Here is a 24,785-nt window from a genome sequence, read left to right as displayed (position 1 = left end):
AAAATAGAAAGAATCTGGATTGTCCGCGCTGATATTTACACTCCGCCAGGCTTGTGACAGATTTAACCAGCCTTAAATCAGGAGAATCCAATGAGTCTGCAGTCTGTACGGCAGTTTTTTGCCGAACACGCCCCCGATATCGAAATTATTGAGTTAAACCAGAGTACCGCCACTGTGGCGCTTGCCGCTGCCGCGCACAACGTTGAGCCGGGACAAATAGCCAAAACGCTGTCGCTCAAGATCAAAGATAAGATTGTACTGATCGTCGCCAGGGGCGATGCGCGGCTGGATAATAAAAAGCTGAAAGAGACCTTTGGCGCTAAAGCGCGTATGTTGAGCAGCGACGAGGTGGTAACCTGGACCGGCCATCCGGTTGGCGGCGTGTGCCCGTTTGGTCTGGAAAATCCGCTGGCCGTCTTCTGTGACGTCTCGCTCAGGCACTATCAGGAGGTGCTACCCGCAGCGGGAGCTATTCACAGCGCCGTTCGCATTGAACCAGAACGAATGGCGCAGCTCACCGATGCAACATGGGTAGACGTATGCATATAGCCGCGTTATGCCACCTGTTTAACGGCGCTGGTCGGGCCGCTTATCGGTAAATGCAGCAAGATATCCGCCGCGTTTAATAAACCAATGTCAGAGCGAACCCCGAGCTTGGTCATGGCGTTGAATTTATGCGCGCGGATGGTTTTAATGTTCCGGTTCAGCTGCACCGCAATTTCCGCAAGCGAATATCCCCACGACATATACCGAAGAATGGCGTGCTCCGTTGGGCTTAGCGGATCGTTGCATGCCTCTCTGCCGCAAAAGTGCTCTTTGCCGGCGAGGGAATGATTATCCAGCAGCTGTAACAAATGCTCCTGCAATCCGCGTCGCGGCGCGGATTTATTTAATATACCCTGCAGGCAGGCCGGCATTAAATGGCCGATCAGACGCATTTCGCTTTCATTATTAGCCAGAATAATCGTTTGAACTTCCGGTCGGATCCTCGCCATTTCGTGAAGAAAAAGCAGGCTCTCGGCTCTGGACGAACGACTCCCCGAAAGTGAAAAGATGATTGCTGACCATGGGAACGACGTTTCCACCGCCCTGAGCAAATTGATATTTTTAAAAAAATGAATGCGGTATTGGCTGCTCTCTTCACGGCTAAAGGTATAGCGCCAGGCCATTTCCGTCATCACACATTTTTCTACGATGGCGACATGACGGGTTGTGCTATTTTTTTCCATTCCATTTGTTCCCCGTAAGCTGAATTGATATTCAGCTCTTGCATTCCCTGCGCACTGTTGATCCAGGCATACATTTCAGCGTTGCTGCGTAGCGATAAACGACGCATTGCGCTATTTTTCTGCGCGCTAATCGTCTTATTACTCTTTTTCAACAGCGCGGCGATCTGGTTAATTCCCCATCCCTTCGCCAGAAGGCGCAGAACTTTCCGCTCTGACAGGGTCAGCATCGCCGCTGAGTGGTAGCTAGCGAAATCGCTGTCCACATCCCCGGTAAACAACGTACGGCTAATCTGCTCAGCCGCACGGCTACCGGCGCAAATCACCTCAATCAGCCGGTCAACCGGCTCGTTCTCTGAGATCAGCGAGCTTTCGGGACGAATTAAAAGCTCAACGGCTAATGGATAGAGGCTGTCGCCGACCATAAAAACCCAGTGAATATCTCGATACTGGGTCATGAGGGAGTAATAACGCTCGCAGACGGCCCGGGGCTGCGCAATCTCGCCGGAGATATCCGCAACGACCAGCACCGCTCGCCGCAGTTGTAAAAGGGTGAGCTCATCATGAGTGCGACAAAAACTGAGTTCGTAATCCGGGAGGTTCTCATTGAAGATCACCTTTAACCCTGACTGCATGACGGGGATTTTACTAATAACGACGCCAAACTTACCTTGTCCTGGTAACATAACACCTCCGCTTCCTGTCGAAGTTTCTTCGCTTGCCCGCAAACGATCGGCGAGTGACTCGATCGCCATACCATTTACTGGATGAATATTAAAAGCATATTCATGGCCCGCGTACACGATATACTGCATGACCGAACCGTGGTCATATCAAGTAAATATTATTCCTGTGTATACTTGCGATGAATATTAGCACAGACGCCCTGCGCTAATAAATTAGAAAAGATAAAACCATTATTTAGCAAAAATAATTTCAGGCATGAACATTATGAAGCATTCTCTTTAATTGCTTCTCTAAATGCTTTAGGCGACATACCGCTATAGCGGCGGAAAAAGCGAGAAAAATAGGCGGCGTCGCTAAAGCCCAAATAATCAGAGAGTTGCGTTATCGTCATGCGGGTGTATTGCAGATTACGCCGCGCCTCAAGCATCAGTCGCTGATGCAATACCCCAAGGGCGCTACAGCCATAGAACTCGCGACATAAATAGTTTAAATGCGTGACCGACAGCCCAATCAACTTCGCATACTCCGCCAGCGGGAGGTGCTGCCGGTAGTGGCTCTCAATAAGCCGGGAAAAATGACGCATCATACTGCGCTTTCGCTCCGCTTTATCTTCCGCGGGCGGTGCGGGGCGGCACTGCCGGTTCAGCCAGGCCAGCAGCGTCCCCAGCAGCGAATAAAGCATCATTTCCCGGGCATCATGATCGGCACTGTACTCCTCGCGAAGCGCTGAAAACAGCGTATGCATACGCCCCCGGGAACGCCCCACCGGCAGACACTGCGCAACGCTAAGCACATCCAGCGGTCGGCCGAACTGATTTTCAAAACGGCTCAGCAGCGGCAGCGCCAGGGAGAGCACAAATCCGTGCGTTCCGGGTGAGAAATGAAAGCCATGAATGCAGAGGGCGGGCACCACCTGGATGCAGGACTCCGTCATCACCGAGGTGGTGCCTTCAATTTCGATCTCCGCCCGACCTTTGTGCAGATAGAGGAGCTGGACCATTTCGGCGTGCTGGTGGACGCGAATATGCCACTGATACAGGCTGCTGCGCTGCAAAATCGACTCGCAGTGCAGCAGGTCCGGCGTCGGCCAGCCGCGCTCCTCGCCATACAGCTTAAATACCGGAACAGTTTGGACGGGGGGCATAGTGACTCCTGTTCAGTCAGACGACACGCTCCATGGGCAGGCCCACGTAGTTTTCCGCGATAGTGGTCAGCCCGGCGCGCGAGCCCAGATAGTAGCGGCGATCGGCCGCCTGCATTTTGGCGTCGAACTCGCTCTGCTGCGGAAAATCGTGCAGCAGGCGGGTCATGAACCAGCTAAAGCGTTCCCCTTTCCAGACCCGATCCAGCGCCAGTCGCGAATAGGTCGCCAGCAGATCGCTCCGGCCGTGATGGTAGTATTCACGCAGGATCCGCCACAGATAGTTCACGTCCGATGCCGCCAGGTTCAACCCTTTAGCGCCGGTCGGCGGTACGATATGCGCGGCATCCCCCACCAGGAACAATCGCCCATATTGCATTGGCTCGACGACGAAGCTGCGCAAGGGAGCGATGCTTTTCTCAAGTGAGTGACCAGTCACTAACTTTGATGACAGATCCTCCGGCAATCGGCATTTCAACTCCTGCCAGAAGCGTTCATCCGACCAGTCCTCCACCTTATCGCTCAGCGGAACCTGCAGATAGTAGCGGCTGCGAGTAAGTGAGCGCTGACTACATAAAACGAATCCCCGCTGATGATGCGCATAGATAAGCTCCGGATTGACCGGCGGCGTATCCGCCAGCAAGCCTAACCAGCCGAACGGCCAGATGCTCTCGTAAGTCTTGAGGATGTCAGCGGGAATACTTTGCCGCGACACGCCATGGAACCCGTCGCAACCGGCGATAAAGTCACACTCCAGGCGGCAGAATTCACCTTCGCTAAGATAGGTGATCGTCGGCCGGTCGCTTTTTGCGTCATGGATAGTCACTTCGCTGACGCCGTACACGATCGGCGCGTCGCTGGCGGCCCGGGCAGCCATCAGATCGCGGGTCACTTCAGTCTGGCCGTAAACCATCACGCTCTTGCCGTCGGTCAGCTCGCTCAGTGAGACGGGCACCCGCTGGCCGTCAAAGAGAAACTCCACCCCATGATGCACCAGGCCTTCGACATCCATCCGCTGCGCCACGCCCGCTTCACGGAGCAGATCGACGGTACCGCTTTCCAGAATTCCCGCACGGATGCGCCCCAGCACATACTGCGGCGTTTGACGCTCAAGAATGACCGTGTGGATCCCGGCGTTGTGCAGTAGCTGCCCCAGCAGCAGCCCGGAAGGGCCAGCGCCAATAATCGCGACCTGTGTTTTCATAGGATTGTCTCACTTTTGTAGGGTTAATTATTTGTATAATTTTTGTTTAATAAAAGTGCTTTCCTGCATTTTTGATAAGTCAGACGGGAAAAAGAAGGGATGAATGGCGACAAAAATTGCACTTTTCACCAAACTGGCAAAAGTGTGGGACGCTTCAAATTCCGCCACCCCAGCGGACGGGAGATTTTTGCACATTATTTGATCCCACCCCCCTCAGCCGCCCCGGCGCTTCAGGTTAAAGTATCGGCAGATACCAGGCGTCGCGGACAGCAGAGGAAATATGCAGGTTGATCGGGCACAGCAGCGGGCAATCACACGATTATGCATCCAGTGTGGTCTTTTTTTGTTACAGCACGGCGCCGAAAGCGCGCTGGTGGAAGAGCTTTCAACACGTCTCGGGCTGGCGCTGGGGATGGACAGCGTCGAAAGCGCCATCTCCTCCAACGCTATCGTCCTGACCACCATTAAGGATGGCGAATGTCTTACCTCAACGCGTAAGAATGTCGACCGCGGCATTAATATGCATGTGGTGACGGAAGTGCAGCATATCGTGATCCTCGCCGAGCATAAGCTGCTGGACTATCGCGACGTCGAGAAGCGCTTCGCGCAGATTAGGCCCCTGCGCTATCCCCGCTGGTTGCTGGTGATCATGGTGGGCCTCTCCTGCGCTTGTTTCTGTAAACTGAATAACGGCGGCTGGGATGGAGCGCTGGTCAGCTTCTGCGCCAGCACGGTGGCCATGTACATTCGCCAGGTGCTGACCCACCGTTCTATGCATCCGCAGATCAACTTCTGCATCACCGCCTTTGTGGCCACCACGATCTCCGGGCTACTGCTGCGCCTCCCGACCTTTGCCAGCACCCCGACCATTGCCATGGCCGCCAGCGTCCTGCTGCTGGTCCCGGGCTTTCCGCTGATCAATGCCGTCGCCGATATGTTTAAAGGGCATATAAATACTGGCCTCGCCCGCTGGGCGATCGCCAGCCTGTTAACCCTTGCCACCTGCATTGGCGTAGTGATGGCAATGACCGTATGGGGGCTGCGGGGATGGGCATAATTTCGTTTATTTTCGCACTGGCGGAAGACATGCTGCTGGCGGCGATCCCTGCCGTCGGGTTTGCGATGGTCTTTAATGTCCCGCAGCGCGCCCTGCGCTGGTGCGCGCTGCTGGGAGCCATCGGCCATGGTTCGCGCATGGTCATGATGAGCGCTGGTTTTAACATTGAATGGGCCACGTTTCTCGCCGCCCTGCTGGTGGGCTGCATCGGCATCCAGTGGTCGCGCTGGTATCTGGCGCATCCGAAGATTTTTACCGTCGCCGCCGTGATCCCGATGTTTCCCGGTATTTCCGCTTACACCGCGATGATCTCCGCGGTAAAAATCAGCCATTTTGGCTATTCTGAAGAGATGATGATTTTGCTGCTGAGCAATTTTTTAAAGGCCTCTTCGATCGTGGGCGCCCTCTCCATTGGCCTGTCGATACCCGGTCTGTGGCTGTATCGTAAGCGCCCTCGCGTCTAACCCCGGCGTCGCGGCAGAGCGCGCCACGCTCCTTCCGCGACGGGCTCTGTGCTACTATGTGCAGATCACCCCACTCTTTGCAGTTCAGAGTTGAGATAGAGTTATGTCTTCGCGAATTTTAACCTCCCATTTTAGCGGCCTGGAAGAGTTCCTCCAGCAGCACGCGGCGCTGCTGGCGAAATCGACTGACGGCACCGTCGCCGTTTTTGCCAACAACGCCCCGGCGTTCTATGCGCTGACCCCAGCCCGGCTGGCGCAGCTGCTGGAGCTGGAAGCCAGGCTGGCGCGCCCCGGCAGCGACATCGCGCTTGACCCGCAGTTTTTCGACGAGCCCGCCGCGGCGCCGGTTGCGGTGCCGATGGGCAAATTTGCCATGTATGCGGCCTGGCAGCCGGACGCCGACTTTCAGCGTCTGGCCGCGCTGTGGGGCATCGCGCTGAGCCAGCCGGTCACCCCGGAAGAGCTGGCCGCTTTCGTCGCTTACTGGCAGGCGGAAGGTAAAGTGTTTCACCACGTGCAGTGGCAGCAGAAACTGGCTCGCAGCGTGCAAATCAGCCGCGCCAGCAACGGCGGGCAGCCGAAGCGCGATGTGAACAGCGTTAGCGAACCCGACAGTCATATTCCGCGAGGTTTCCGAGGATGAGCATGAAAAACGTTGGCGATCTGATGAAGCGCCTGCAGAAAATGATGCCGGCTCATATCGAACCGGCGTTTAAAACCGGCGAAGAGCTGCTGGCCTGGCAAAAAGAGCAAGGCAAGCTGCGTTCCGAAGCGCTGGAGCGGGAGAACCGCGCGATGAAAATGCAGCGCACCTTTAACCGCTCGGGGATCCGCCCCCTTCATCAGAACTGCTCCTTTGATAACTATCGCGTCGAGTGCGAGGGGCAGATGAACGCCCTCGCCCGCGCGCGTCAGTACGTGGAGGAGTTCGATGGCAATATCGCCAGCTTTATCTTCTCCGGCAAACCGGGCACCGGCAAAAACCACCTCGCGGCGGCTATCTGCAACGAACTGCTGCTGCGCGGGAAGTCGGTCTTAATCATCACCGTGGCCGATATTATGTCGGCGATGAAAGATACTTTCGGCAACCGGGAGACGAGCGAAGAGCAGTTACTGAGCGACCTCAGCAAGGTCGATCTTCTGGTCATTGATGAAATTGGTATGCAGACAGAGTCTCGCTATGAAAAGGTCATTATCAATCAGATCGTTGACCGCCGATCTTCATCCAAACGGCCCACCGGTATGCTGACCAACAGTAATATGGAAGAGATGAATAAGCTGCTCGGCGAACGGGTGATGGACCGTATGCGCCTGGGCAACAGCCTGTGGGTTATCTTCAACTGGGAAAGTTACCGGCACCGCGTCACCGGCAAGGAGTATTAAGAGATTTCCGGACGACGACGGCGTTATACTAAAGCGATTCTTCAGTCACGCTTATGAGTCCGTCTATGAAATCGTTAAAAAATGGCTTACTTGCCGCGCTTACCCTCAGCGCATTTACCCTCTCCGGCGCCCACGCCGCCTCCTGGCAGGATTCTCTCAACAGCGCCGCCAGCCAGCTCAGCGGCAGCAGCACCCAGGCCAGCGGCGGCGGAATGTCCATCTCCTCTCTGACCAGCCTGCTCAACGGCAGCAGCCAGTCGCTGACCGCCAGCAGCATGAATAACGCCGCCGGGATCATGTCATATTGCGCCAAACAGAAGCTCGCCTCGGCGACCAGCGCTGATAACGTCAAAAACCAGGTGCTGGATAAGCTGGGGCTTAGCACGCCGGAAAAACAAAAACAGGACACCAGCTATCTTGATGGCCTGCAGGGGCTGCTCAACAGCAATAATGGCCAGCAGCTTGACCTGAATACCCTCGGCAACAGTTCGCTGGCGAAACAGGTGAAAACCAAAGCCTGCGATCTGGTCTTAAAACAGGGCGTTAACTTTCTCTCCTGACGCAGAGGGCCAATGCCGCGTTTGTCGCCTTCGCGACGGCAGCGCGGCCTGAAACGGCTTTTTTCGCCTTTTTCTCCTTGCGCTTCCCCGCCCCGCCCGTTGCGACGCCGATCAAAAAAGGCAACTTCTAAACCAATTCTGAATAACTGCACACTTTCATGACGCTAGAATTGCAGCAAGATGGCGCTGCAATTACAGTGTGGCTTGAAAAGTAATCTGTTCTGCCAGCCGATAACTGGCGTTAATGAGGATGAGCTGTGTCAGAGTTGTTATCCATCGCCTTATTTTTAGCTTCGGTGGTGCTTTATGCCTGGAAAGCGGGTCGTAACACCTGGTGGTTTGCCGCCACGCTCACGGTGTTAGGTCTGTTCGTGGTGCTGAATATCACCCTCTACGCCAGCGACTACTTTACCGGCGACGGCATCAACGACGCGGTACTCTACACTCTGACCAACAGCCTGACCGGCGCCGGGATCGGTAAATACATTCTGCCGGGCGTCGGCGTGGCCGTCGCGCTGGTTGCCGTCTTTGGCGCCCTGGGATGGGTGCTGCGCCGCCGTCGACATCATCCTCATCACGTCGGCTACAGCCTGGCGGCGCTGCTGCTGGCGCTGGCTTCGGTCGACGCCAGCCCGGCCTTCCATCAAATCAGCGAGCTGGTGAAATCGCAGTCGCGGGAAGGAGACCCGGACTTTGCCGCGTACTACAAAGAACCGTCGAAGCGTATCGACAATCCGCAGCTGAATCTGGTCTATATCTATGGCGAAAGCCTTGAGCGCACCTATTTTGATAACGATGCTTTCCCCAACCTCACCCCTGAGCTTGGCAGAATAAAAGATGAGGGCATTGATTTCAGCAATACTATGCAGCTGCCGGGGACCGATTACACCATCGCCGGCATGGTCGCATCACAGTGCGGCATTCCGCTGTTTGCCCCGTTTGAAGGCAACGCTTCGGCCTCGGTCTCCAGCTTCTTTCCGCAGAATATCTGCCTTGGCGATATCCTGAAAAACTCCGGTTACGAAAACTATTTTGTGCAGGGAGCTAACCTGCGCTTTGCCGGCAAAGACGTGTTTCTCAAATCCCACGGCTTCGATCACCTGTTCGGGGCGGAAGAGCTCAAAACCACGGTAGCCGATCCAACCTACCGCAACGACTGGGGCTTCTATGACGACACGGTACTCGACGAGACGTGGAAAAAATTCGAAGAACTGTCGCAGTCCGGAAAACGCTTTTCACTGTTCGCCCTGACGGTGGACACTCACCATCCCGACGGTTTTATCTCGCGTACCTGCGAGCGTAAACGTTATGACGTGGACGGCAAGAAAAACCTCTCCTTCAGCGCCGTTAGCTGCAGCCAGGAACATATCGCCGCGCTGATCGAGAAGATCAAAGCCTCTCCCTATTTCAAAAACACGGTCATCGTGGTCTCTTCCGATCACCTGGCCATGAAGAACAGCGCCTGGGATTACCTCAACAAGCACGATCGCAGCAATTTGTTCTTTGTCCTGCGCGGCGATCGGCCGCAGCAGGAGACCCTGGCGGTGAAACGCAACACCATGGATAACGGCGCGACGGTGCTGGATATTCTCGGTGGCGATAACTATATCGGCCTCGGGCGCAGCAGTCTCTCTGGCCAGTCGCTCTCCGGTATTTTCATGAATATGAAAGAGAAGGTCCTGGCCTGGAAACCCGACGTGATCCGCCTGTGGAACTTCCCGAAAGAGATGAAAAACTTCACCATCGACTCGCAGAAGAACATGATCGCCTTCTCCGGCAGCCATTTCCGTCTGCCGCTGCTGCTCCGGGTGTCGAACCAGCGCGTTGAACCGCTGCCGGAGAGCGAATACTCGGCGCCGCTGCGCTTCCAGCTGGCCGATTTCGCGCCGCGGGATAATTTCGTGTGGGTCGATCGCTGCTATAAAATGGGCCAGCTGTGGTCTCCTGAGCTGGCGCTCTCCACCGACTGGTGCGTCTCGCAGGGACAGCTGGGGGGTGAGCAGAAGGTCCAGCACGTTGATAAGCCACAGTGGCAAGGTAAGACCGCCTTCAGGGACACTCTTATCGATATGGAGCGCTATAAGGGCAACGTCGATACGCTGAAAGTTGTCGACAACGATATTCGCTATAAGGCCGACAGCTTCGTGTTTAACGTTGCCGGCGCGCCGGAAGAGGTGAAACAGTTTAGCGGCATTTCGCGCCCCGAGTCCTGGGGTCGGTGGTCCAATGCCCAGCTGGGCAGCGACGTGAAGATTGAATATAAAGAGCCGCTGCCGGAGAAATTTGATCTGGTGATCACCGCCAAAGCCTACGGTCCCAATGCCAATAAGCCGATCCCGGTGCGGGTTGGTCAAAGTGAGCAAGTACTTACACTGGTCAATGATGTGACCACCACGACGCTGCATTTCGACAACCCAACGCGCAGCAATACGCTGACCATCACTCCGCCGGACCCGCAGTCCACCAACGAGGGCAATATCCTCGGCCACTCCCCGCGTCAGCTGGGGATCGGTATGGTGGAGATCAAAGTGGTGAAAAGCGAAGGTTAAAGCCACCTTGCCCGGCGGTTTTTGGCGCCGGGCAACGGTTTCCTTGGCAGGATGTTAACAATACAGCGGCTTGAGGTCGTCAGCCGACAGTCCGGTAATTTTCTGTACCGTCTCTTTGTCGAGGCCATTCTGTAACATGCTGCCGGCAATGCGCAGCGCCTCACGCCGGCTCCCTTCCTGTAAGCCCTCAAGGCGCCCTTCCAGGCGCCCCTCCTGTCGGCCCTCATGCCGACCTTCCTGTCGACCTTCCTGCTTAAGCTTTTGCGCGATAGACATCAATGTCTCCTCATACTGTGGCAGACGGCGGGCCAGCCGGCGGAGAAACACGCCCGGCTCGGCCGTGTTACCGTACTGCAGCATATAGTGAAACAGCATTCTCAACTGCCGGGGGTTAGTGTATCCCAGCATCACCACGGCCGCCAACGACTCCGTTATGCCGCTGAGATCGCGCTGGCGAATATGCTTTTGCATCAGCTCCAGCAGGGCGACCCGCCGATGCTGCACGATTTCATCGTCCGGCATGACCGTGACGTCGATCAATGGAAACTGACTGCCGTACAGCCTCTTCGCCAGCTGCGGGTCGGCAAATTCATCCAGCCAGTTGAGGGAAAAAGGATACGGACTGGTTGCGCCATGATAAAAAAGCATCGGCACCACCAGCGGCAGCGTTTTGTGCCCGGCGTCGAGGTGTCGCTGCATCGCGGCAATCGCATAGCGCATTAGACGAAAAGCCATATGATTATCCGGCGAGCTCTGATGCTCTATCACCACGTAAATATATCCCTCCCCGCAGGTGGTTTGCACCGACCACAGCACGTCCGAATACCAGGCGCGTAGATCCTCATCGATAAAGCTCGCCGATTGCAGCCTCAGAGTAGCGAAATCGCACCGCTGGCGGATCGCTTCGGGAAGATAGAGCATGAGAAAATCATTCGCCGTCTCCGGGTGGCGAAGAAATCGTTTAAACACCGCATCATGCGGCGTGGCGGTTATTCGTTTTTTCATGGCCATCCGCTTGCCTGAAAGAGAAGGAAAGCCGGACTCTACCACCGGTTTTTAACCGGTTGGTTTTGACGATGATTTTCTGGGAAGCGCCTCGGAGAATAGCGGAGCGGCCAGTCTGACTGGCCGCCATAGGCAAGATTTAGTAATCAAACTGCCGATAATAACGGCGGATATTCAGGTCGTGGCCGGTATGGTGCTCAAAGTGGGCCGCCAGCCGGTCCACCAGCAGAGTGGACACCACGCACGGCGCCATAATCCAGCGGAACGCATCATCAATGCCGTTCAGCGGATAGTCGCGCGGGTCGATCACCACCAGATGGTCAGTTATCTTTTCGGCAAAGCGTTCGACGCGCTCGTCCAGCGCCCGGCATTTCCCCTCGCCCTTCACCAGAAACAGCGGGACCTCTTTTTCCAGCAGCTCCAGAGTGCCGTGGAAAAATTCAGCCGAGCTTACCGACTTGGTCCGCTTCCACTGCATCTCTTCGAGAATACACATCGAGAACAGGTAGACCTCACCCCACATTTCCGCGCCGCCAATCCACATCATATAGTCGCTGTCATGGTACTGCGCGGCAATGCTGTCCGCCTGGGGATCGAACTGGCGTTTGGCCTGCAGAAGATTTTCCGGCAGCAACTCGAGCTGGCTGGCAAAACGCGCATAATCCGCAAACTCGCCGTGACGATAAATGACACGGAAGAATAACCAGTACAGCAGCATATATTCATATTCCACGCCATTTTTGTGGCACATCGGAATATGCCAGCTGGCGGCGGCAGCCAATGGCGAATCGGCATGACGGGTAATGGCTACCACGCGTATCCCCTGCGCCTTGCACCATTCGGCAATGGCCACCGACTCTTTGGTATCGCCGGATTTGGATAACGTCACCACCACCGCCTCTTTATTTAATTTTTTATGCCCGCGATGAATTAATTCCGCCGCCTGCTCAAGATAAACCGGCACGCTGGTTAATTCTTTGGCAAACTCATTAATTGCCATCATCGGAGCTAAAGAACCGCCTACCGAGGCGAAAAATAACGCGCTGCAGCCGCTGTCATAAATAGCGTCGGCCACGGTTTCCGCCTGTTTACGCGCAGCGATGATCTCGCGAGCACTGGTCAGGTACTCGTCCTGATTAAAACCCAACATAGTTTTCTCCTGAATAATCAGATTTTACTTTTTAATACGCGGTCAAAATCGTCGAAAATACGTATCGCCAGATCGATGCCTTTTAGCCCGGCGGTATGCCAGGCGAGCATCTGCACGGGGACAATCAGCAGCAGCGGCGCCAGGTGATGCTCGCACGGGCAGTTAAGCGCCAGCGTTTGTTCATCCTCTTCGTCCCCCAGCGTCAGCGTAAAGGCGCGGGCAATCGACGGCGCCATATAGTCGCGCAGCGCCCGGGTTCGCGCGTCCGGCGAGTCCTCCATAAACAGCATCACATGGCGGGCATTGGCTTCCAGATAGGGGCCGTGCATATAGGCTTCCAGCTCAAAGCCGCTGGAAGGTACCCGCACCGTCTCGGTAAATTTGGTTTCGAACTCTTTCGCCACGCCAACCAGCGCGCCATAGCCGGTGGCGACAAAGCGCTCGCCGCGCCGCAGCGTTTCGCTATGCCGGTCGATAAAGCGCGAAGTGCGGGCGATGACCTCCGGGATCGCCGCCGCCAGTCGCTGGAATTCGGCAAGATAGTGCTGCTCCTCGGCTTCACTGGCCTTCCCCTGGCTGCGAGCAATCATCAGCGCTATCAGCAGCAGATTGAGCACTGTCGCGCTAAAGCCGCGGGTGACAAACCCTACGCTCTCGATCCCGGTATTGATATCCAGAACGCCATCGCAGGCCCGCCCGGTCGGGCTTTGCGGGTCGGAGGTCAGAGCAAATACCGGCAGTCCTGAGGCCTGTACCTTACGCATCGCCTCCAGCGTCGACGCGCTTTTTCCGCTCTGTGAAATCGCCACCACCAGATCGGTATGCGGGTCGATAGTTTCGTAATGGGTAAAGTTGTACGGCTCTTTAATGTCCACCAGCACGTCAAAGCGTTGTTCAAAGAAATAGCGCGCGCAAAGCGCGGCATTCAGCGACGATCCGGTCGCCAGTAGCAAAATACGCCGCACCGGCTGCTGGCGGGCGAAGGTCTCAATCGCCGCCAGCTTGCGCCGGTAGTCGCGCAGGATCTGCGCCAGACAGGCCGGCTCTTCGCTGATATAGGTCATCATTGTTGGTCGCATAGCTCACTCCCGTTAAAACAATCCGATCCACGAACCCAGAATGCCCACCAGCGCCATTCCGCCGATAATAGAGAGCGGTTTAACCTTCCGCCCCAGCAGCCAGTAGACGATACCGAAACTCACCAGCGGCAGCATGCAGGGCAGAATGTCGTTGATGATGTCCTGCACCTGAGTTTTGGCCTCCCCGGCCCCGAAGGAGACAGGGATGGTGATATCGATCATTGAGGCGGTCATCGCCCCGACCACCATCAGGCCGATAATCGACGCCCCGTAGGTCAGGCTCTCCATCATTCCGCTCTTCTGGATCCGCTGCAGCACCCCGGTGCCCAGCACGTAGCCCCAGCGGGTAAAGCACCAGCGCACCAGAATGTGCGGCACGTTAAACACCAGCAGAAACAGGATCGGCCCGAGAATATTGCCCTTTAGCGCCAGGCTGGTGCCGATGCCGGTGGCGATCAGGCGCAGCGTTCCCCAGAAGAAGGAGTCTCCCAGCCCGGCCAGCGGGCCCATCAGCGAGGCTTTGACGTTATCAATCGCGTTGGCATCCATATTTTTCTGCTGGCTGTTTTTCTCCTCCATCGCCGTCGTGATCCCCAGCAGCAGGGTGACGATATGCGGCGTGGTATTGAAGAACACCAGATGGCGTTTCAGCGCCCCGGCCAGCTCCTCTTTGCGCGGATAGAGCTTCTTCAGCACCGGGATCAGCGCGTAAACAAAGGCGAGATTCATCTGTCGCTCATAGTTCCACGAGAACTCCATCTGGAAGGAGCGCCAGAACACCCGGCGTAAATCACGCGGCGTAATTCGCGCTTCTTCCTGCTCCTGCGGCTGCAGGGTCTCTTCAGAAATCATCTTCGTCGTCATCGCTGACTCCTTGTTCTGTCGTGGTACGAGGTGCGCTCAATGCGGTGACGTTTACCATCACCACCGCCACGATGGCGCCGAGAATGGCGATACCGGTTACCGGGATTTTCAAATAGGCCATCAGTACAAAGCCGAGGAAAAAGTACGGCGCCACCTTCTTGTTAATCAGCAACCTGGCGAGCATCGCGAAGCCGAGAGCCGGAATGATCCCGGTGGCCACGCTGAGTCCGTGTTTAATAAATTCCGGGATCGTATCGAGCAGGGATTTCACCGCGTTGCTGCCCACCAGGAATGAGACGGTCACCACCGTGGCAAGCATCAGCGACAGGCCGAATCCGGCAATCAGATGCATCCGCTCAATGCCGCGCGTATCCGCCCGTTCCGCATAGCCGTCCGCTTTCTGGCTGAGCAGCGGAATAAACATCCCCAGATAAACGTTTTTCAGGATCAGGGTCAGGGTGGCGATAGGCAGGCCGAGCAACAGCGCCGTTTCCGTGCCCGCGCCGGAGGTGATGGCGAACGCCACGCCGAGAATACCGCCGGTCACCACGTCGGGCGGGATCGAGGCGCCAACGGAGAACGAACCGATAAACGCCAGCTCCAGCGTCGCGCCCATAATGACGCCGGTCTGCACATCCCCCAGCACCAGACCGGTCAGTAGCCCGGTGACGATAGGCCGGGAAATCAGCGACGTTCCTAAGGCATATTCCGATTGCGCGATAAACGCCACCAGACCCAGTAAGAGAGCCTCTACCATAATCTGTCCTCCGGAATCACACGCATTCCGTAAAAAGCTGTTTGCGATCGTTCGGGACCTGGCGAATCTCCACCTCGACGCCTTTGCCCACCAGTTGTTGCAACTGCTCTATTTCCTCCGGCAATAAATTAATCGCCTTAGAGATATTTTTACTGCCCTCTTTGGCCTTAATCCCGCCGAGATTAATACTTTTTATGTCCTCAACGGCGCTGGCAATACGCCAGGCGTCATTGACCGATTCCACAACAATAAATAAATTATATTTATCGGTAACCCCGCTTTTTATCGCCTCAATAGAATCATTTATATTTTTAATCACCAGCTTCACCGAGGGTGGTTTAGCAAGCTTAATGGTGGTTTTCCGCAGTTCATCCTCAGGGACACTGTCGTTGGCGATTAAAATACAATCGGCGCCGACATATTGGGTCCAGGAAAAGGCTACCTGGCCGTGAAGTAATCGATGGTCAACCCTTAATAACGTAATCATCATGCATCCTCATTTCAGAAGTCTTTATCCATAGTCATCGCCCCGGCAATAGTCTGATTGCAGTACTGAATGCTCTCTTTGGCGTTGATTAATGCTTCAGAAATTAATTTTTCGGTATTCTCTTCCGCTGCAGAAATAAGCAGATCAATAATTAATGGTAGATTTAACCCGGACAATAAATGGAAGTGCGGGCGTGATAAAAAACGCACAAACTCATTATTTACGCTACCGGCGAAAATATCCGTAATCACTATCAGCTCATCCTGCGCCGGGAAACGCGCCAGCAGCGCCTCCACCTGCTGCGTCAGATCGACCTCCTCTTCTACATAGGCGCACAGAGTATGAATATCCGGCTGTTTACCGAGGATCAGCTCCACAGAGTTCAACAAACCGTTAGCAAAGGTGCCGTGGCTGGCAAAAATATAGTGTCGTTTCATCCTTACCTCGAAAGCGCATTCCACTGCTTTCTTAATTGCAACCGACGTGCCAGAAACAGTGGCGCGTCGGCTAACGTAAGGACAAAAGGGAGAGAAGCGTTAAAACTCTTGATCTTCCTGAATAAATTCCGTTTCGCGCGTCAGAATATCGTGAATGTAGTACAGTTCTACGGCGGGGATTTTGACACTATATCCGCTCTCTATGACACTAAAGGCCTCGCGCAGCGTCGCCAGCTCGCGCTCCGGACACTGCCTTCCCGCATAATGGGTTGGGGAAGCGTGGCGAATTAACCGCTCTATCAGACAGCTGATATGCACATACAGCGCCACCTTACGTTCGTTGGGCACCTCGTACCCGGCCAAATGCTCATAGCGCAGCAAAAACTGCTCAACCTGGTTGATCACCTTCGCGGTATCGAGGATCGTCACCGACTCGATCACCCGCCGCAGCGAGAAGTTTTTCAGGATCAGGTTGTTGATCTCGCTGACCTGCTCCGCTGTCGCCAGTTCGCCGAAGATACGCATTAGCGGGCGACTTCCCTCCCCCGAGATCAGCGAATCCAGCGAGATCCACGGGAGATCGGCAAGATGCGGATCGAGGGTGCCGACGATCGCCAGCACGTCGTAGCGGCTGAGCATCGGCTCCCGCCGCGCGGGGTCGGCCAGGGTCTCCACATCGCAGGCCACAATATCAACGCCGAGCGCTTCAGGGATGCTGGCTTTTAACAGCGCCGACAGGTTCGCCGCAGCGCCCAGACCGGTGGCGCAGGTGGTCAAAATCGCCCGCGGTTTATCGGTCTGCGGGTAATAGAGCTGGTGCTCAACCGCCAGATCGTCGCCGATCTCGCGGACGATATCTTCCAGCATATCGCCGTGTAAAATCCGCTCCCCGACGTACATCGCCATGCCGGTGGAGACATTGTTAATAATCGCCACCGGCGTATTCAGGCGACGATTAAAATGGCTGTGAATAGCGTTCAGCGATCCCATATCGACCAGAATGATCAGCCCTGACGCCAGCGCGTGGCGCTCAATATACGCCATCACCTGATTAGCGATAGCCTCCGGCGTCACGTCGAGCGGCATGTCGAATGACTCAAACAGCGGGCTTTTCAGCAAGCGGTTCGCCACGCTGGCGATGCTGCTGGCGGTGGCGTAACCGTGAGCAAGAATAATCGCGCGGGTCACCTGCTGCTGGCTGATTGCGCCGTTTTTCTGGAACCATAGCACCAGCAACAGCAGGTCAATACGCCGGGGCTCAATATCCAGCTTCAGCGCCAGCGCGTCGAGGATCGCTTCGCAAAAGCGATACAGCAGCGGGAATTTGTTTGCCAGAAAATCCGCCAGCAGACGGATTTTCTCATTGCTCATCGTCGACTGCGCCTGACGGGAGCGATGGATCAGGTAGTGGCTCAGGGCGTAGAGACAGTTGCCGTTAAACTGGATATTGAAGCGTTTTTCCAGGCGATAATACTCCTCCCGCACCTGATGGGCGATCAGCAGCAACATCTGCGAGCTACTGGCATCCTGGTTATCAAAGATCAGCCGATCGAAGAGGGTTTCAATCTCCTCCCCCATGCTTCTTTGCGCCTCTTCCCAGACCGTTTTTTTATTTAGCACTGCTTCATACAGCGCCAGAATCCGACACTGAACGTCATGGATCAGCCCCTGAACCGGATCGCGCGCCCGCAGCAGCCAGACCAGGCTGGTCTGCGGCTCGATAAGCAGCGGCTCCTTCTGGCCCATGGCTTCACTGAGCGCCGGCGTCGCCGCCATGATATTTTCCGGCAGATCGTGCAGCGTCACGGTCAGCATCTCGCTGCCCGGAGACCTGGCCCAGGCCGATGCAACGGCGTACTTCACCACATTCTTCAGCTCGCCGACGTTGCCTCGATAAACGTACTGCGTCAGAACCTGCAAAAGCCGCGGCGTGAGCTGCAGCCTGGCGGCAAGCGTCCGCGCCTCCTGCCAGAAAAACTGCAGCGTTAGCGCCTCCTTCTCCTCGCGGCTGCGGTGTTGAAGATCGGGCAAGCTGACCAGGATCGGAATACGACGAAGAAAGGTGGTCAGAAACGTGCTGTGAATATCTTCGGTGGTGGCAAACACCAGCCGCAGGGATATCGGCAGGCCATGGGCGGTCTCTCCCACCCGGTAGATCTCTTTGCGGTCCAGCCAGGTGAAGAGCTTCTCCTGCCCCTGAGCATCCAGCCGATGGACCTCGTCAAGAAACAGCATCCCGCCGTTTGCCGCCTCGAACGCCCCGGCTTTATCGCTCTGCGCGCCGGTAAACGCGCCTTTGACATAGCCAAACAGGTTGGCGGCCAGCAGCTCCGGGTTACTGGCATATTGCGCGCAGTTGAAGCTGACAAAGGGCGCATCGGGCGCCAGCAGGCCCTGGGCGATCGCGAACTCGTGCATCAGCTCCGCCATATAGCTTTTGCCGGTTCCGCTGTCGCCGACGATCAGTAGCGGCAGGCCGCCGTTGGGATAAAACAGCGCGGTTTTCATCTGCTCGATCGGTTTACGCAGGCTGCCGTCATGCCCGGTCAGCAACGAAAAATGGTCCGCCTGTTCCGGCTGGCGGTCACTCTCCGCGAGCAGCTCCACCATGCTGGCGTACTCGCTGCGGGAAAGGGGGAAGAACTGCTGGCAGAAGGCTTTTTTATGCAGAAAATAGACCGGCCGGGTGTTGATCTTCACCAGCACGTCCTGGGCGACCAGCTGATTGAGATAGTGGCTGGCGGTATTTCTTTGCATCGCGAAACGCTGAGCCAGCCAGCTGGCGGTAAAAACGTCGCTCAGGTTATCCGGATCGAAAAAATCGGTCTGATTTTGCAAAAAAGCCAACAGTTCCGTTTTACGCATTACATCCCCCTCGTCGCCATTACGAAGAGATATGATGCGGCAAAAGAGAGGCTTATCGACGCCCCGTGCTGTTTTTTGCGGCCCAGCGCACACTCCCGCCTAAGCGGACTTCGCTGCCGCACACTCCATCGTCATTTCATACTGCTGCAGCGATAGCGGCGCATACCCCGCCGCGGCAAACAGCGGCGTAAAGGTTTCCGGGACCGTCACCGACGTGCCGATCCCCGGGAACTGCTGCGCCAGCGCCATCAGCAGCGCTTGCGCCAGCCCCTGGCGACGGGCGGCGGGTTCAACCCATAAAAACTGCAGTACAGGCCGTGAGCCCGAGGTGCTCAGTACCGCGAAGGCGCGCTGTTCCAGGGTCACGACGCGGCATGGCAGGGTGGTGAAGGTAAGCGGATCCATCAGCCAGGGGAGCTGACTGTTACTCTCCTCAACGGCGCGTCGAAGCAGTGCCAGGATCGGATAAGGCTGTAACACGCCAGGCGTCGCAGCCAGAGGCTCTGCGCTCAGGTAGCCGCAGAGACCATATCGCCGCGTAAAGCCTAACGACTGATACAGCGCGACGGCCGCGTGGTTATCGCGGATCACCTCCAGGGAAACCGTCTCGATCTCCTGCTGCTGCAGAAACGTCAGCAGCTCCTGCATCAATTTCCGCCCAAGACCTTTGCCGCGCCAGGCCGGGCGCAGGGCAAAGGCCGCCAGGCGAGCCATATTCCCCCGACGCGCGACGATCGCGATCGCCGCCGGTTCATCTCCGGCCAGCCAGACGCGGGAATCGATCAGGCTCATCCCCTCGGCGCTAAAGCGCTGAACAAATCCCTCCACCGACTGGGTCACCGGTACCAGATAGGCTTCAAAACAGGCGTTAAGAATATCCGTTAACTGCACGCTGCTGAACTGCGTGGCGGGAACGGCGGTCAGCTCCATATTTTTCTCCCGAAGGCTGCTATGCTCAGGTGATGAAAACTAACACTATAACTGCCGGCGCCGGATTACGCCTGACCGAGGAGAGTGATATCGCCCTTCTGCCGGCCATTGAACGTTCCGCCGCTCAGGCATTTCGTCAGATCCCCGCTCTCGCCTGGCTGGCGGACAGCGAGGTGATTAGCGTTGCGCGCCATCATGATTATCTGGAAACGGAACATAGTCTGCTGGCGGTGGCCGCCGGGCAGCCGGTTGGTTTTATTCTTACCGAACCGCTCGACGATGCCTTATTTATCGCCGAAATCGCCGTCCACCAGGCCTGGCAGCATCAGGGCATCGGGCGGATGCTGCTGGAGCAGGTTATCGAGCGCGCCCGGCAAATGGCTTACCCGGCGGTGACCCTCACCACCTTCCGCGAAGTGCCGTGGAATGCGCCGTTTTATACCCGCCTGGGATTCGCCATACTCGATGAGCTGACCCTGCCCGCCGGGCTGGCGGCGAAAAGGGAGCTGGAAACGGAACATGGCCTGCCGCCGGAAACGCGCTGCGCCATGCGCTTAGCGCTGTAGCCTCCGGCGCTGATTTCAGCGGCGGAATATGGTACAAAGTACCATTCACAACTTACCCGTTGATACCCGTATGTCCTGGTCAATCGATATCATTTCCTGCATTACCGATCGCTTTGTGGAACTCACGGCGACCGAAAAGCGCATCGCGCAGTTTATTCTCGATGATGTCGCGGCGGCGGCGGAGCTACCCATCGCCGAGATAGCGCGTCTGACTCAGACCAGCCAGGCGTCGGTCACCCGTTTTGCCCGGGCGCTCGGCTGTAAAGACGTCCGTGAGCTGAAGATGAAGCTTGCGCAATCCCTTGCGGTCGGCCAGCGGTTTATCCTCGATGTTCCGGACCTCGAAGGCGTACAGGGGATCTATGAGTCAATCATCAGCGTGCTGGAGACCAATCGCCGGGCGCTGGATATCGAGGCGTTGAAGCGTGCGGTGAGCTGGTTGAGTGCAGCGCGGCAGATCCTCGCCCTTGGAATGGGCGGCGGGTCAACCATCTGCGCTCAGGAGATTCAATATCGCCTGTTTCGTCTTGGACTTCCGGTCGTCAGTCAGAGCGACGGTCTGCTGGTACGCATGATGAGCTCGGCGGTGACGCCGCAGGATGTGGTGATTGTGCTGTCTCTGGGCGGCTATACCCCGGAGATCATCGAGAGCGCGGCGATTGCCAGCCAGTACGGCGCGAAGGTCATTGCGATTACCCCCGCCGGGACGCCGCTGGCTGAGCAGGCGGATCTGGTGCTGCCGCTGCTGGTGCGGGAAAACGACTATATCTTCAAGCCCAGCACTTCGCGTTATGCGATGCTGGCGATGGTCGATGTGCTGGCCACCGAACTGGCGATGGCCAACAAAACTCAGGCAAAAGGCAAATTACGTCGTATTAAGCTGGCCCTCGACAGCCACCGCGGCGGTGTCGATCGCCAGCCTCTTGGCGACTAGCCACCGGCAGCGGCGATAAACCTCTCCGCCTGCAGGCGGGTACGTTCCACGGCCTGTCCGGCGCGATAAAGATCGCTGCCCAGGCCGGCTCCGGCGCACCCAGCCCGCATCCAGGTTGCCAGATTTTCCGGCGTCACGCCGCCCACCGCCAGCACCGGCACCTCCGACGGCAGCACCGCTTTCAGCGCCCGAATGTAGTCCGGACCGAAAGCAGAAGACGGAAATATCTTCAGCCACTGCGCCCCGGCATCCAGCGCGTTAAACGCCTCAGTCGCGGTGGCGCATCCGGCACAAACCTGCATTCCGTGCGCCACTGCCTGACGGATCACCGCAGGCTGGGTATTCGGCGTCACGATAAGCTTCGCCCCGGCCTCAGCGAGAAAATCGACCTGTTCCACGCGCAGTACCGTTCCCGCGCCTATCATCGCCTGCTCGCCAAACCGCGCAACCATCTGCGGAATACTCTGCTGCCAGTCTGGCGAATTGAGCGGGATTTCGATATAGCGAAAGCCTGCATTGATTAGCGTCTCAATATGATCTGCCGCCTCAGCGGGTTGAATACCGCGTAAAATCGCCACCAGCTTAATCTTGTTCATGCATTATCCTCGCCATGCCAGCCAGCAATGCCTCATCGCCACTGCAGCTGTTAACCGTCATTCCGCGCGCCTTCATCGCCCGACCGTAGCGGGCATTCAGCGCCGGGTCGCCAACCAGCGTGACGGCAGAAGCACGGAAACGCTGCCCCAGGGTCGCCACCTCCGCGCCAATCAGCAGCCCGGAGAGGTAATCGCTGACCGAGCTCGCCGCCAGACCGCCCAGCACCCGGGCGGCCCTGGCGACAAACAGTTCGCTAATCAGCGACGGCTGCGCCAGCCCTTTTTCCAGCCCCCGTTCAAACGCCGCCTCGTCCGGCTGCTGGGCAGGCAGCCCTTTGCCGATCAGCGATTGCGTCATCAGCAGATGATGCAGTTCGCCGGTCATCGCCGTGGCAAAATGACGCACCGCGCCGCCCGCCACCTGGACCCATTTGCAGTGGGTGCCCGGCAGCACGTAACACTCCGCCGGCGCCAGCTGGCAGGCCCCCAGCAGCTGCGTCTCTTCGCCGCGCATCACGTTGAAATCCCCATCCTGTTCAATCTTGAGGCCGGGAATAATCCACACGCCTTCAGCAACGGCGCATAGCTGCCGCCCGGGCGCGTCGATCGCCGCCGGACAGTCCAGATACGGCACCGCCTGCCAGCCCGCGTCGCTGCCGATCATCCCGGCCATCAGCACCGGCAGCGCCTGTGCGCCGCGCCAGGGGGCCAAATGCTCCGCGAATACATCGGCAGGCGATCGTCCGTTCAGGCGGGTAATACCCAGCGGCAGCTGCTTCGTTTCGACGCACTGGCCGTTGCGAATCAGCCAGCCGCGCAGCTGGGTAGAGCCCCAGTCGACGGCAATATAATCCTTCATTGTGCTTCTCCTGAGACCTGCATCGCCGTCTTCGCCGGGATCGCCTCCCCTTCCCGCTCCTGTGTAATCATTTCCAGCGCCTGCTGACGGCTGATTTTGCTGGCTGGCGTCATGACGGTGACAAAAATAGCGGAAACAAAGCTGCCAACGACCGACGGAATGCACGGATTGCCCCAGTAAGCCAGCCAGTCGGCCTTAACCAGAACCACAATAGACACCAGCATGCCGCTCAGCAGCGCGGTGAGCGCCCCCTGCCAGTTAAAGCGCAGCCAGAAGCGGCCGAGAATCGAACAGACGAAGAGCCCGGACATCAGCATGGAGATCATTTTGGTGATATAGCTGATGATATCGTTCGAGGTCAGGGCGAAGATCATCGCCAGGCCGATGACGAACGCCAGCATCCAGCGAGAGAGCGTTATCGCCTTATGCGCCGGCGGCATTTTTCCGGTCACGAGGGTATAGACATCCCGCATCATGATGGCCACGGCGGCTATCGCATCGGAGCTGGCCGAAGACATGGTGGCGGAAAGTCCGGCAATCAGGACCACCAGCCCGAGGATCGCCGGTAAGAAGCTGGTGGCGAACAGGAAGGCGTAGTTACTGTTCTCAAGATTGGGGTTCATCGTCCAGGCCGCCATGCCGATGATCGCCGGCAGCACCGAGAAAAACAGATACAGCACGCCGGTATAGACAAACGAGCGCCGCACCGAAGAGACGTCTTTTCCCGAGTAAATACGCTGGCGATAGGAAGGGGTCGCCAGCACGCCGACGCCGATGACCATCGCCAGCGATAGCGCCGGAATGGTCCCCAACTTATCGACCGCAAACAGGCTCATCGCCTTGGGATCCATTGCCTGAACGATGGCATCCCATCCCCCGACGTGAACCACCGCCAGAATCGCCATCAGGATAAAACCGAAAAACAGAATTAATGCCTGAATGGTGTCTGTCCACACCACAGCAGAATAACCGCCGATAATGACGTAAATCGCAAACGCCATGGCAATAATAATTTTTGCCACCGTCAGATTAATTCCTGTCGCCCAGGCTAAATACATACTCCCGCCAAGAATATGCGCCCCCAGCCAGCCAATTGAGGCAATAAATATCATTATCCCGACGAGGTTTTTAATTAAATGGCTGCCACCAGTGTAATAAGAAAGCTCTTCGCTCATGGTCATAAAGCGCAGCTTGCGCACCGGCGCAAACAGCCAGGCCACCAGTAAAATACCGATGGCGCCGCCCACGCCGTAGAGCATCCCGGCCCATCCATTGCTGTAGCCGAAGCCGACAGCGCCCATGCTTGAACCGGTTCCCACCATGGTCGCCACGGTAGACCCCAGCGTCAGGAACAGCGGCAAAGAACGGCCGCCGAGTAAAAAATCCTCACCGCTTTTTTGATGACGGGACACGTACCAGCCAAGCCAAATCATGGCCAACGCGTAAATAATAAAGCCGACTAAAAAGACATGACTATTCATAATTCACATCCTGCCAGTTAATTTTGTAAAGGTAAAAGGCTACGAAGCGCTGAATTATTTCAGCGCTCAAAATGACTGTTTATATTTCTGGTTACTAACTTTTTATGCGCGAGAAGCGTTATAACAGGTCACATCCACTTCGACTTTACAATCCACCACCAGGTCCGCTACGCAGCAGATGCGGGCAGGCGGGTTGTCGCCAAAGAACTCGCGGAAGACTTTATTGAAAGACTGAAAATAGCGCGCATCGGTGAGGATCACTTTAACATGCACCACGTCGGCCAGGGTGTAGCCCGCTTCGGTCATGATATCTACGCAGTTCTGAATCGCCAGACGCGACTGGTCGACAATCCCGCCTTCCACCACTTCCCCGTCCTTCATCGGCGTCTGGCCGGAGACGTACAGCCAGCCTCCCGCTTCCACCGCCCGCGCGAACGGCAGGTGCTGCCCGCCGGTACCGGTACCGCCCTCTACGCCATAACGTTTAATACTCATTTTTCACTC

Annotated in this window: 26 protein-coding genes; 9 read left to right on the top strand and 17 right to left on the bottom strand. The window is 56.7% G+C overall.

The features are described 5' to 3' along the window. The first annotated feature begins 90 nt into the window (after positions 1-90). Entirely contained in the window at positions 91-549 is a 459-nt protein-coding gene (locus ABLU95_RS14900) for a YbaK/EbsC family protein (RefSeq protein WP_023291881.1), read from the top strand. A 5-nt stretch (positions 550-554) separates the two neighbouring features. Here the strand turns inward: ABLU95_RS14900 and bglJ are convergent, their stop codons facing one another. From bglJ to pobA, 4 genes are all read right to left on the bottom strand, one after another. After that, on the bottom strand, positions 555-1,229 hold the full coding sequence (gene bglJ / locus ABLU95_RS14895; protein ID WP_032454790.1) for a DNA-binding transcriptional activator BglJ: 675 nt from the start codon (positions 1,227-1,229) through the stop codon (positions 555-557). Next, positions 1,190-1,912: a LuxR C-terminal-related transcriptional regulator gene (locus ABLU95_RS14890; protein WP_072421172.1), complete on the bottom strand. Its 723-nt coding sequence runs from the start codon at positions 1,910-1,912 to the stop codon at positions 1,190-1,192. The genes bglJ and ABLU95_RS14890 overlap by 40 nt, the downstream gene beginning before the upstream one ends. A gap of 263 nt (positions 1,913-2,175) precedes the next feature. Continuing rightward, positions 2,176-3,057 carry a helix-turn-helix domain-containing protein gene (locus tag ABLU95_RS14885; protein ID WP_023291878.1) on the bottom strand — a complete coding sequence of 294 codons (882 nt, stop codon included), beginning with the start codon at positions 3,055-3,057 and terminating at the stop codon, positions 2,176-2,178. Positions 3,058-3,073: 16 nt separating this feature from the next. Then, the gene (gene pobA / locus ABLU95_RS14880) at positions 3,074-4,258 is read right to left on the bottom strand and encodes a 4-hydroxybenzoate 3-monooxygenase (protein ID WP_172740220.1); all 1,185 of its coding nucleotides are present in this window, start codon (positions 4,256-4,258) and stop codon (positions 3,074-3,076) included. Positions 4,259-4,538: 280 nt separating this feature from the next. Here pobA and ABLU95_RS14875 point away from each other — a divergent pair, with 280 nt between their 5' ends. The 6 genes from ABLU95_RS14875 to opgB all read left to right on the top strand — a co-directional run bounded on the left by ABLU95_RS14875 (position 4,539) and on the right by opgB (position 10,271). Further along, complete coding sequence (locus tag ABLU95_RS14875; protein ID WP_004886474.1) at positions 4,539-5,315, top strand: threonine/serine exporter ThrE family protein; 777 nt, start codon at positions 4,539-4,541, stop codon at positions 5,313-5,315. Further along, positions 5,306-5,779: a threonine/serine exporter gene (locus ABLU95_RS14870; RefSeq protein WP_004886472.1), complete on the top strand. Its 474-nt coding sequence runs from the start codon at positions 5,306-5,308 to the stop codon at positions 5,777-5,779. Before ABLU95_RS14875 ends, ABLU95_RS14870 begins: the two co-directional genes overlap by 10 nt. A 103-nt stretch (positions 5,780-5,882) precedes the next feature. Next, positions 5,883-6,422: a primosomal protein DnaT gene (gene dnaT / locus ABLU95_RS14865; protein ID WP_032454787.1), complete on the top strand. Its 540-nt coding sequence runs from the start codon at positions 5,883-5,885 to the stop codon at positions 6,420-6,422. A 2-nt stretch (positions 6,423-6,424) separates the two neighbouring features. Beyond that, positions 6,425-7,162: a DNA replication protein DnaC gene (gene dnaC, locus ABLU95_RS14860; RefSeq protein WP_025999144.1), complete on the top strand. Its 738-nt coding sequence runs from the start codon at positions 6,425-6,427 to the stop codon at positions 7,160-7,162. Between the two features lie 65 nt (positions 7,163-7,227). Continuing rightward, positions 7,228-7,722 carry a DUF2501 domain-containing protein gene (locus ABLU95_RS14855; RefSeq protein WP_023291874.1) on the top strand — a complete coding sequence of 165 codons (495 nt, stop codon included), beginning with the start codon at positions 7,228-7,230 and terminating at the stop codon, positions 7,720-7,722. 257 nt (positions 7,723-7,979) lie between these two features. After that, on the top strand, positions 7,980-10,271 hold the full coding sequence (opgB, locus tag ABLU95_RS14850; protein WP_023291873.1) for a phosphatidylglycerol--membrane-oligosaccharide glycerophosphotransferase: 2,292 nt from the start codon (positions 7,980-7,982) through the stop codon (positions 10,269-10,271). 54 nt (positions 10,272-10,325) lie between these two features. Here the strand turns inward: opgB and ABLU95_RS14845 are convergent, their stop codons facing one another. The 9 genes from ABLU95_RS14845 to ABLU95_RS14805 all read right to left on the bottom strand — a co-directional run bounded on the left by ABLU95_RS14845 (position 10,326) and on the right by ABLU95_RS14805 (position 19,845). Further along, positions 10,326-11,282 (bottom strand): Rpn family recombination-promoting nuclease/putative transposase, encoded by a 957-nt coding sequence (locus tag ABLU95_RS14845; RefSeq protein ID WP_180263679.1) that lies wholly within the window; start codon positions 11,280-11,282, stop codon positions 10,326-10,328. Positions 11,283-11,415: 133 nt separating this feature from the next. Then, entirely contained in the window at positions 11,416-12,426 is a 1,011-nt protein-coding gene (locus ABLU95_RS14840) for an SIS domain-containing protein (protein ID WP_044525297.1), read from the bottom strand. Between the two features lie 17 nt (positions 12,427-12,443). Beyond that, positions 12,444-13,505 carry an SIS domain-containing protein gene (locus ABLU95_RS14835; RefSeq protein ID WP_087849140.1) on the bottom strand — a complete coding sequence of 354 codons (1,062 nt, stop codon included), beginning with the start codon at positions 13,503-13,505 and terminating at the stop codon, positions 12,444-12,446. Positions 13,506-13,517: 12 nt separating this feature from the next. Then, on the bottom strand, positions 13,518-14,369 hold the full coding sequence (locus ABLU95_RS14830) for a PTS system mannose/fructose/sorbose family transporter subunit IID (RefSeq protein WP_023291869.1): 852 nt from the start codon (positions 14,367-14,369) through the stop codon (positions 13,518-13,520). Then, positions 14,347-15,126: a PTS mannose/fructose/sorbose/N-acetylgalactosamine transporter subunit IIC gene (locus ABLU95_RS14825; protein ID WP_023291868.1), complete on the bottom strand. Its 780-nt coding sequence runs from the start codon at positions 15,124-15,126 to the stop codon at positions 14,347-14,349. Before ABLU95_RS14825 ends, ABLU95_RS14830 begins: the two co-directional genes overlap by 23 nt. A gap of 16 nt (positions 15,127-15,142) precedes the next feature. Then, on the bottom strand, positions 15,143-15,613 hold the full coding sequence (locus tag ABLU95_RS14820) for a PTS sugar transporter subunit IIB (protein WP_023291867.1): 471 nt from the start codon (positions 15,611-15,613) through the stop codon (positions 15,143-15,145). Between the two features lie 14 nt (positions 15,614-15,627). Beyond that, positions 15,628-16,050, bottom strand: a complete 423-nt coding sequence (locus ABLU95_RS14815; RefSeq protein ID WP_044525295.1) for a PTS sugar transporter subunit IIA — start codon at positions 16,048-16,050, stop codon at positions 15,628-15,630. Between the two features lie 99 nt (positions 16,051-16,149). Further along, positions 16,150-18,915 carry a sigma 54-interacting transcriptional regulator gene (locus ABLU95_RS14810; protein WP_348879875.1) on the bottom strand — a complete coding sequence of 922 codons (2,766 nt, stop codon included), beginning with the start codon at positions 18,913-18,915 and terminating at the stop codon, positions 16,150-16,152. 99 nt (positions 18,916-19,014) lie between these two features. After that, on the bottom strand, positions 19,015-19,845 hold the full coding sequence (locus ABLU95_RS14805; protein ID WP_241508492.1) for a GNAT family N-acetyltransferase: 831 nt from the start codon (positions 19,843-19,845) through the stop codon (positions 19,015-19,017). A 32-nt stretch (positions 19,846-19,877) separates the two neighbouring features. Between ABLU95_RS14805 and ABLU95_RS14800 the strand changes: the two genes are divergently transcribed. After that, complete coding sequence (locus tag ABLU95_RS14800) at positions 19,878-20,411, top strand: GNAT family N-acetyltransferase (RefSeq protein ID WP_023291863.1); 534 nt, start codon at positions 19,878-19,880, stop codon at positions 20,409-20,411. Between the two features lie 70 nt (positions 20,412-20,481). Further along, complete coding sequence (locus ABLU95_RS14795) at positions 20,482-21,345, top strand: MurR/RpiR family transcriptional regulator (RefSeq protein WP_032429092.1); 864 nt, start codon at positions 20,482-20,484, stop codon at positions 21,343-21,345. Here ABLU95_RS14795 and ABLU95_RS14790 read toward each other — a convergent pair. The 4 genes from ABLU95_RS14790 to ABLU95_RS14775 all read right to left on the bottom strand — a co-directional run bounded on the left by ABLU95_RS14790 (position 21,342) and on the right by ABLU95_RS14775 (position 24,776). After that, positions 21,342-21,941 carry a 2-dehydro-3-deoxy-6-phosphogalactonate aldolase gene (locus tag ABLU95_RS14790; protein ID WP_023291861.1) on the bottom strand — a complete coding sequence of 200 codons (600 nt, stop codon included), beginning with the start codon at positions 21,939-21,941 and terminating at the stop codon, positions 21,342-21,344. The genes ABLU95_RS14795 and ABLU95_RS14790 overlap by 4 nt on opposite strands. Beyond that, a complete protein-coding gene (locus ABLU95_RS14785; protein WP_087827562.1) occupies positions 21,928-22,800 on the bottom strand; it encodes a 2-dehydro-3-deoxygalactonokinase in 873 nt (290 codons plus the stop codon). The genes ABLU95_RS14790 and ABLU95_RS14785 overlap by 14 nt, the downstream gene beginning before the upstream one ends. Next, positions 22,797-24,281 (bottom strand): sodium:solute symporter family protein, encoded by a 1,485-nt coding sequence (locus tag ABLU95_RS14780; RefSeq protein ID WP_322254532.1) that lies wholly within the window; start codon positions 24,279-24,281, stop codon positions 22,797-22,799. Before ABLU95_RS14780 ends, ABLU95_RS14785 begins: the two co-directional genes overlap by 4 nt. A gap of 102 nt (positions 24,282-24,383) precedes the next feature. Next, positions 24,384-24,776 carry a RidA family protein gene (locus ABLU95_RS14775; RefSeq protein WP_004204205.1) on the bottom strand — a complete coding sequence of 131 codons (393 nt, stop codon included), beginning with the start codon at positions 24,774-24,776 and terminating at the stop codon, positions 24,384-24,386. Positions 24,777-24,785: the final 9 nt, after the last annotated feature.

Origin of the sequence: Klebsiella sp. GG_Kp146, from assembly GCF_040061975.1 — a bacterium.
Classification (GTDB): domain Bacteria; phylum Pseudomonadota; class Gammaproteobacteria; order Enterobacterales; family Enterobacteriaceae; genus Klebsiella; species Klebsiella quasipneumoniae.
The sequence above is the reverse complement of the archived record's forward strand: the minus strand, read 5'-3'. Positions and strand labels throughout refer to the sequence as shown.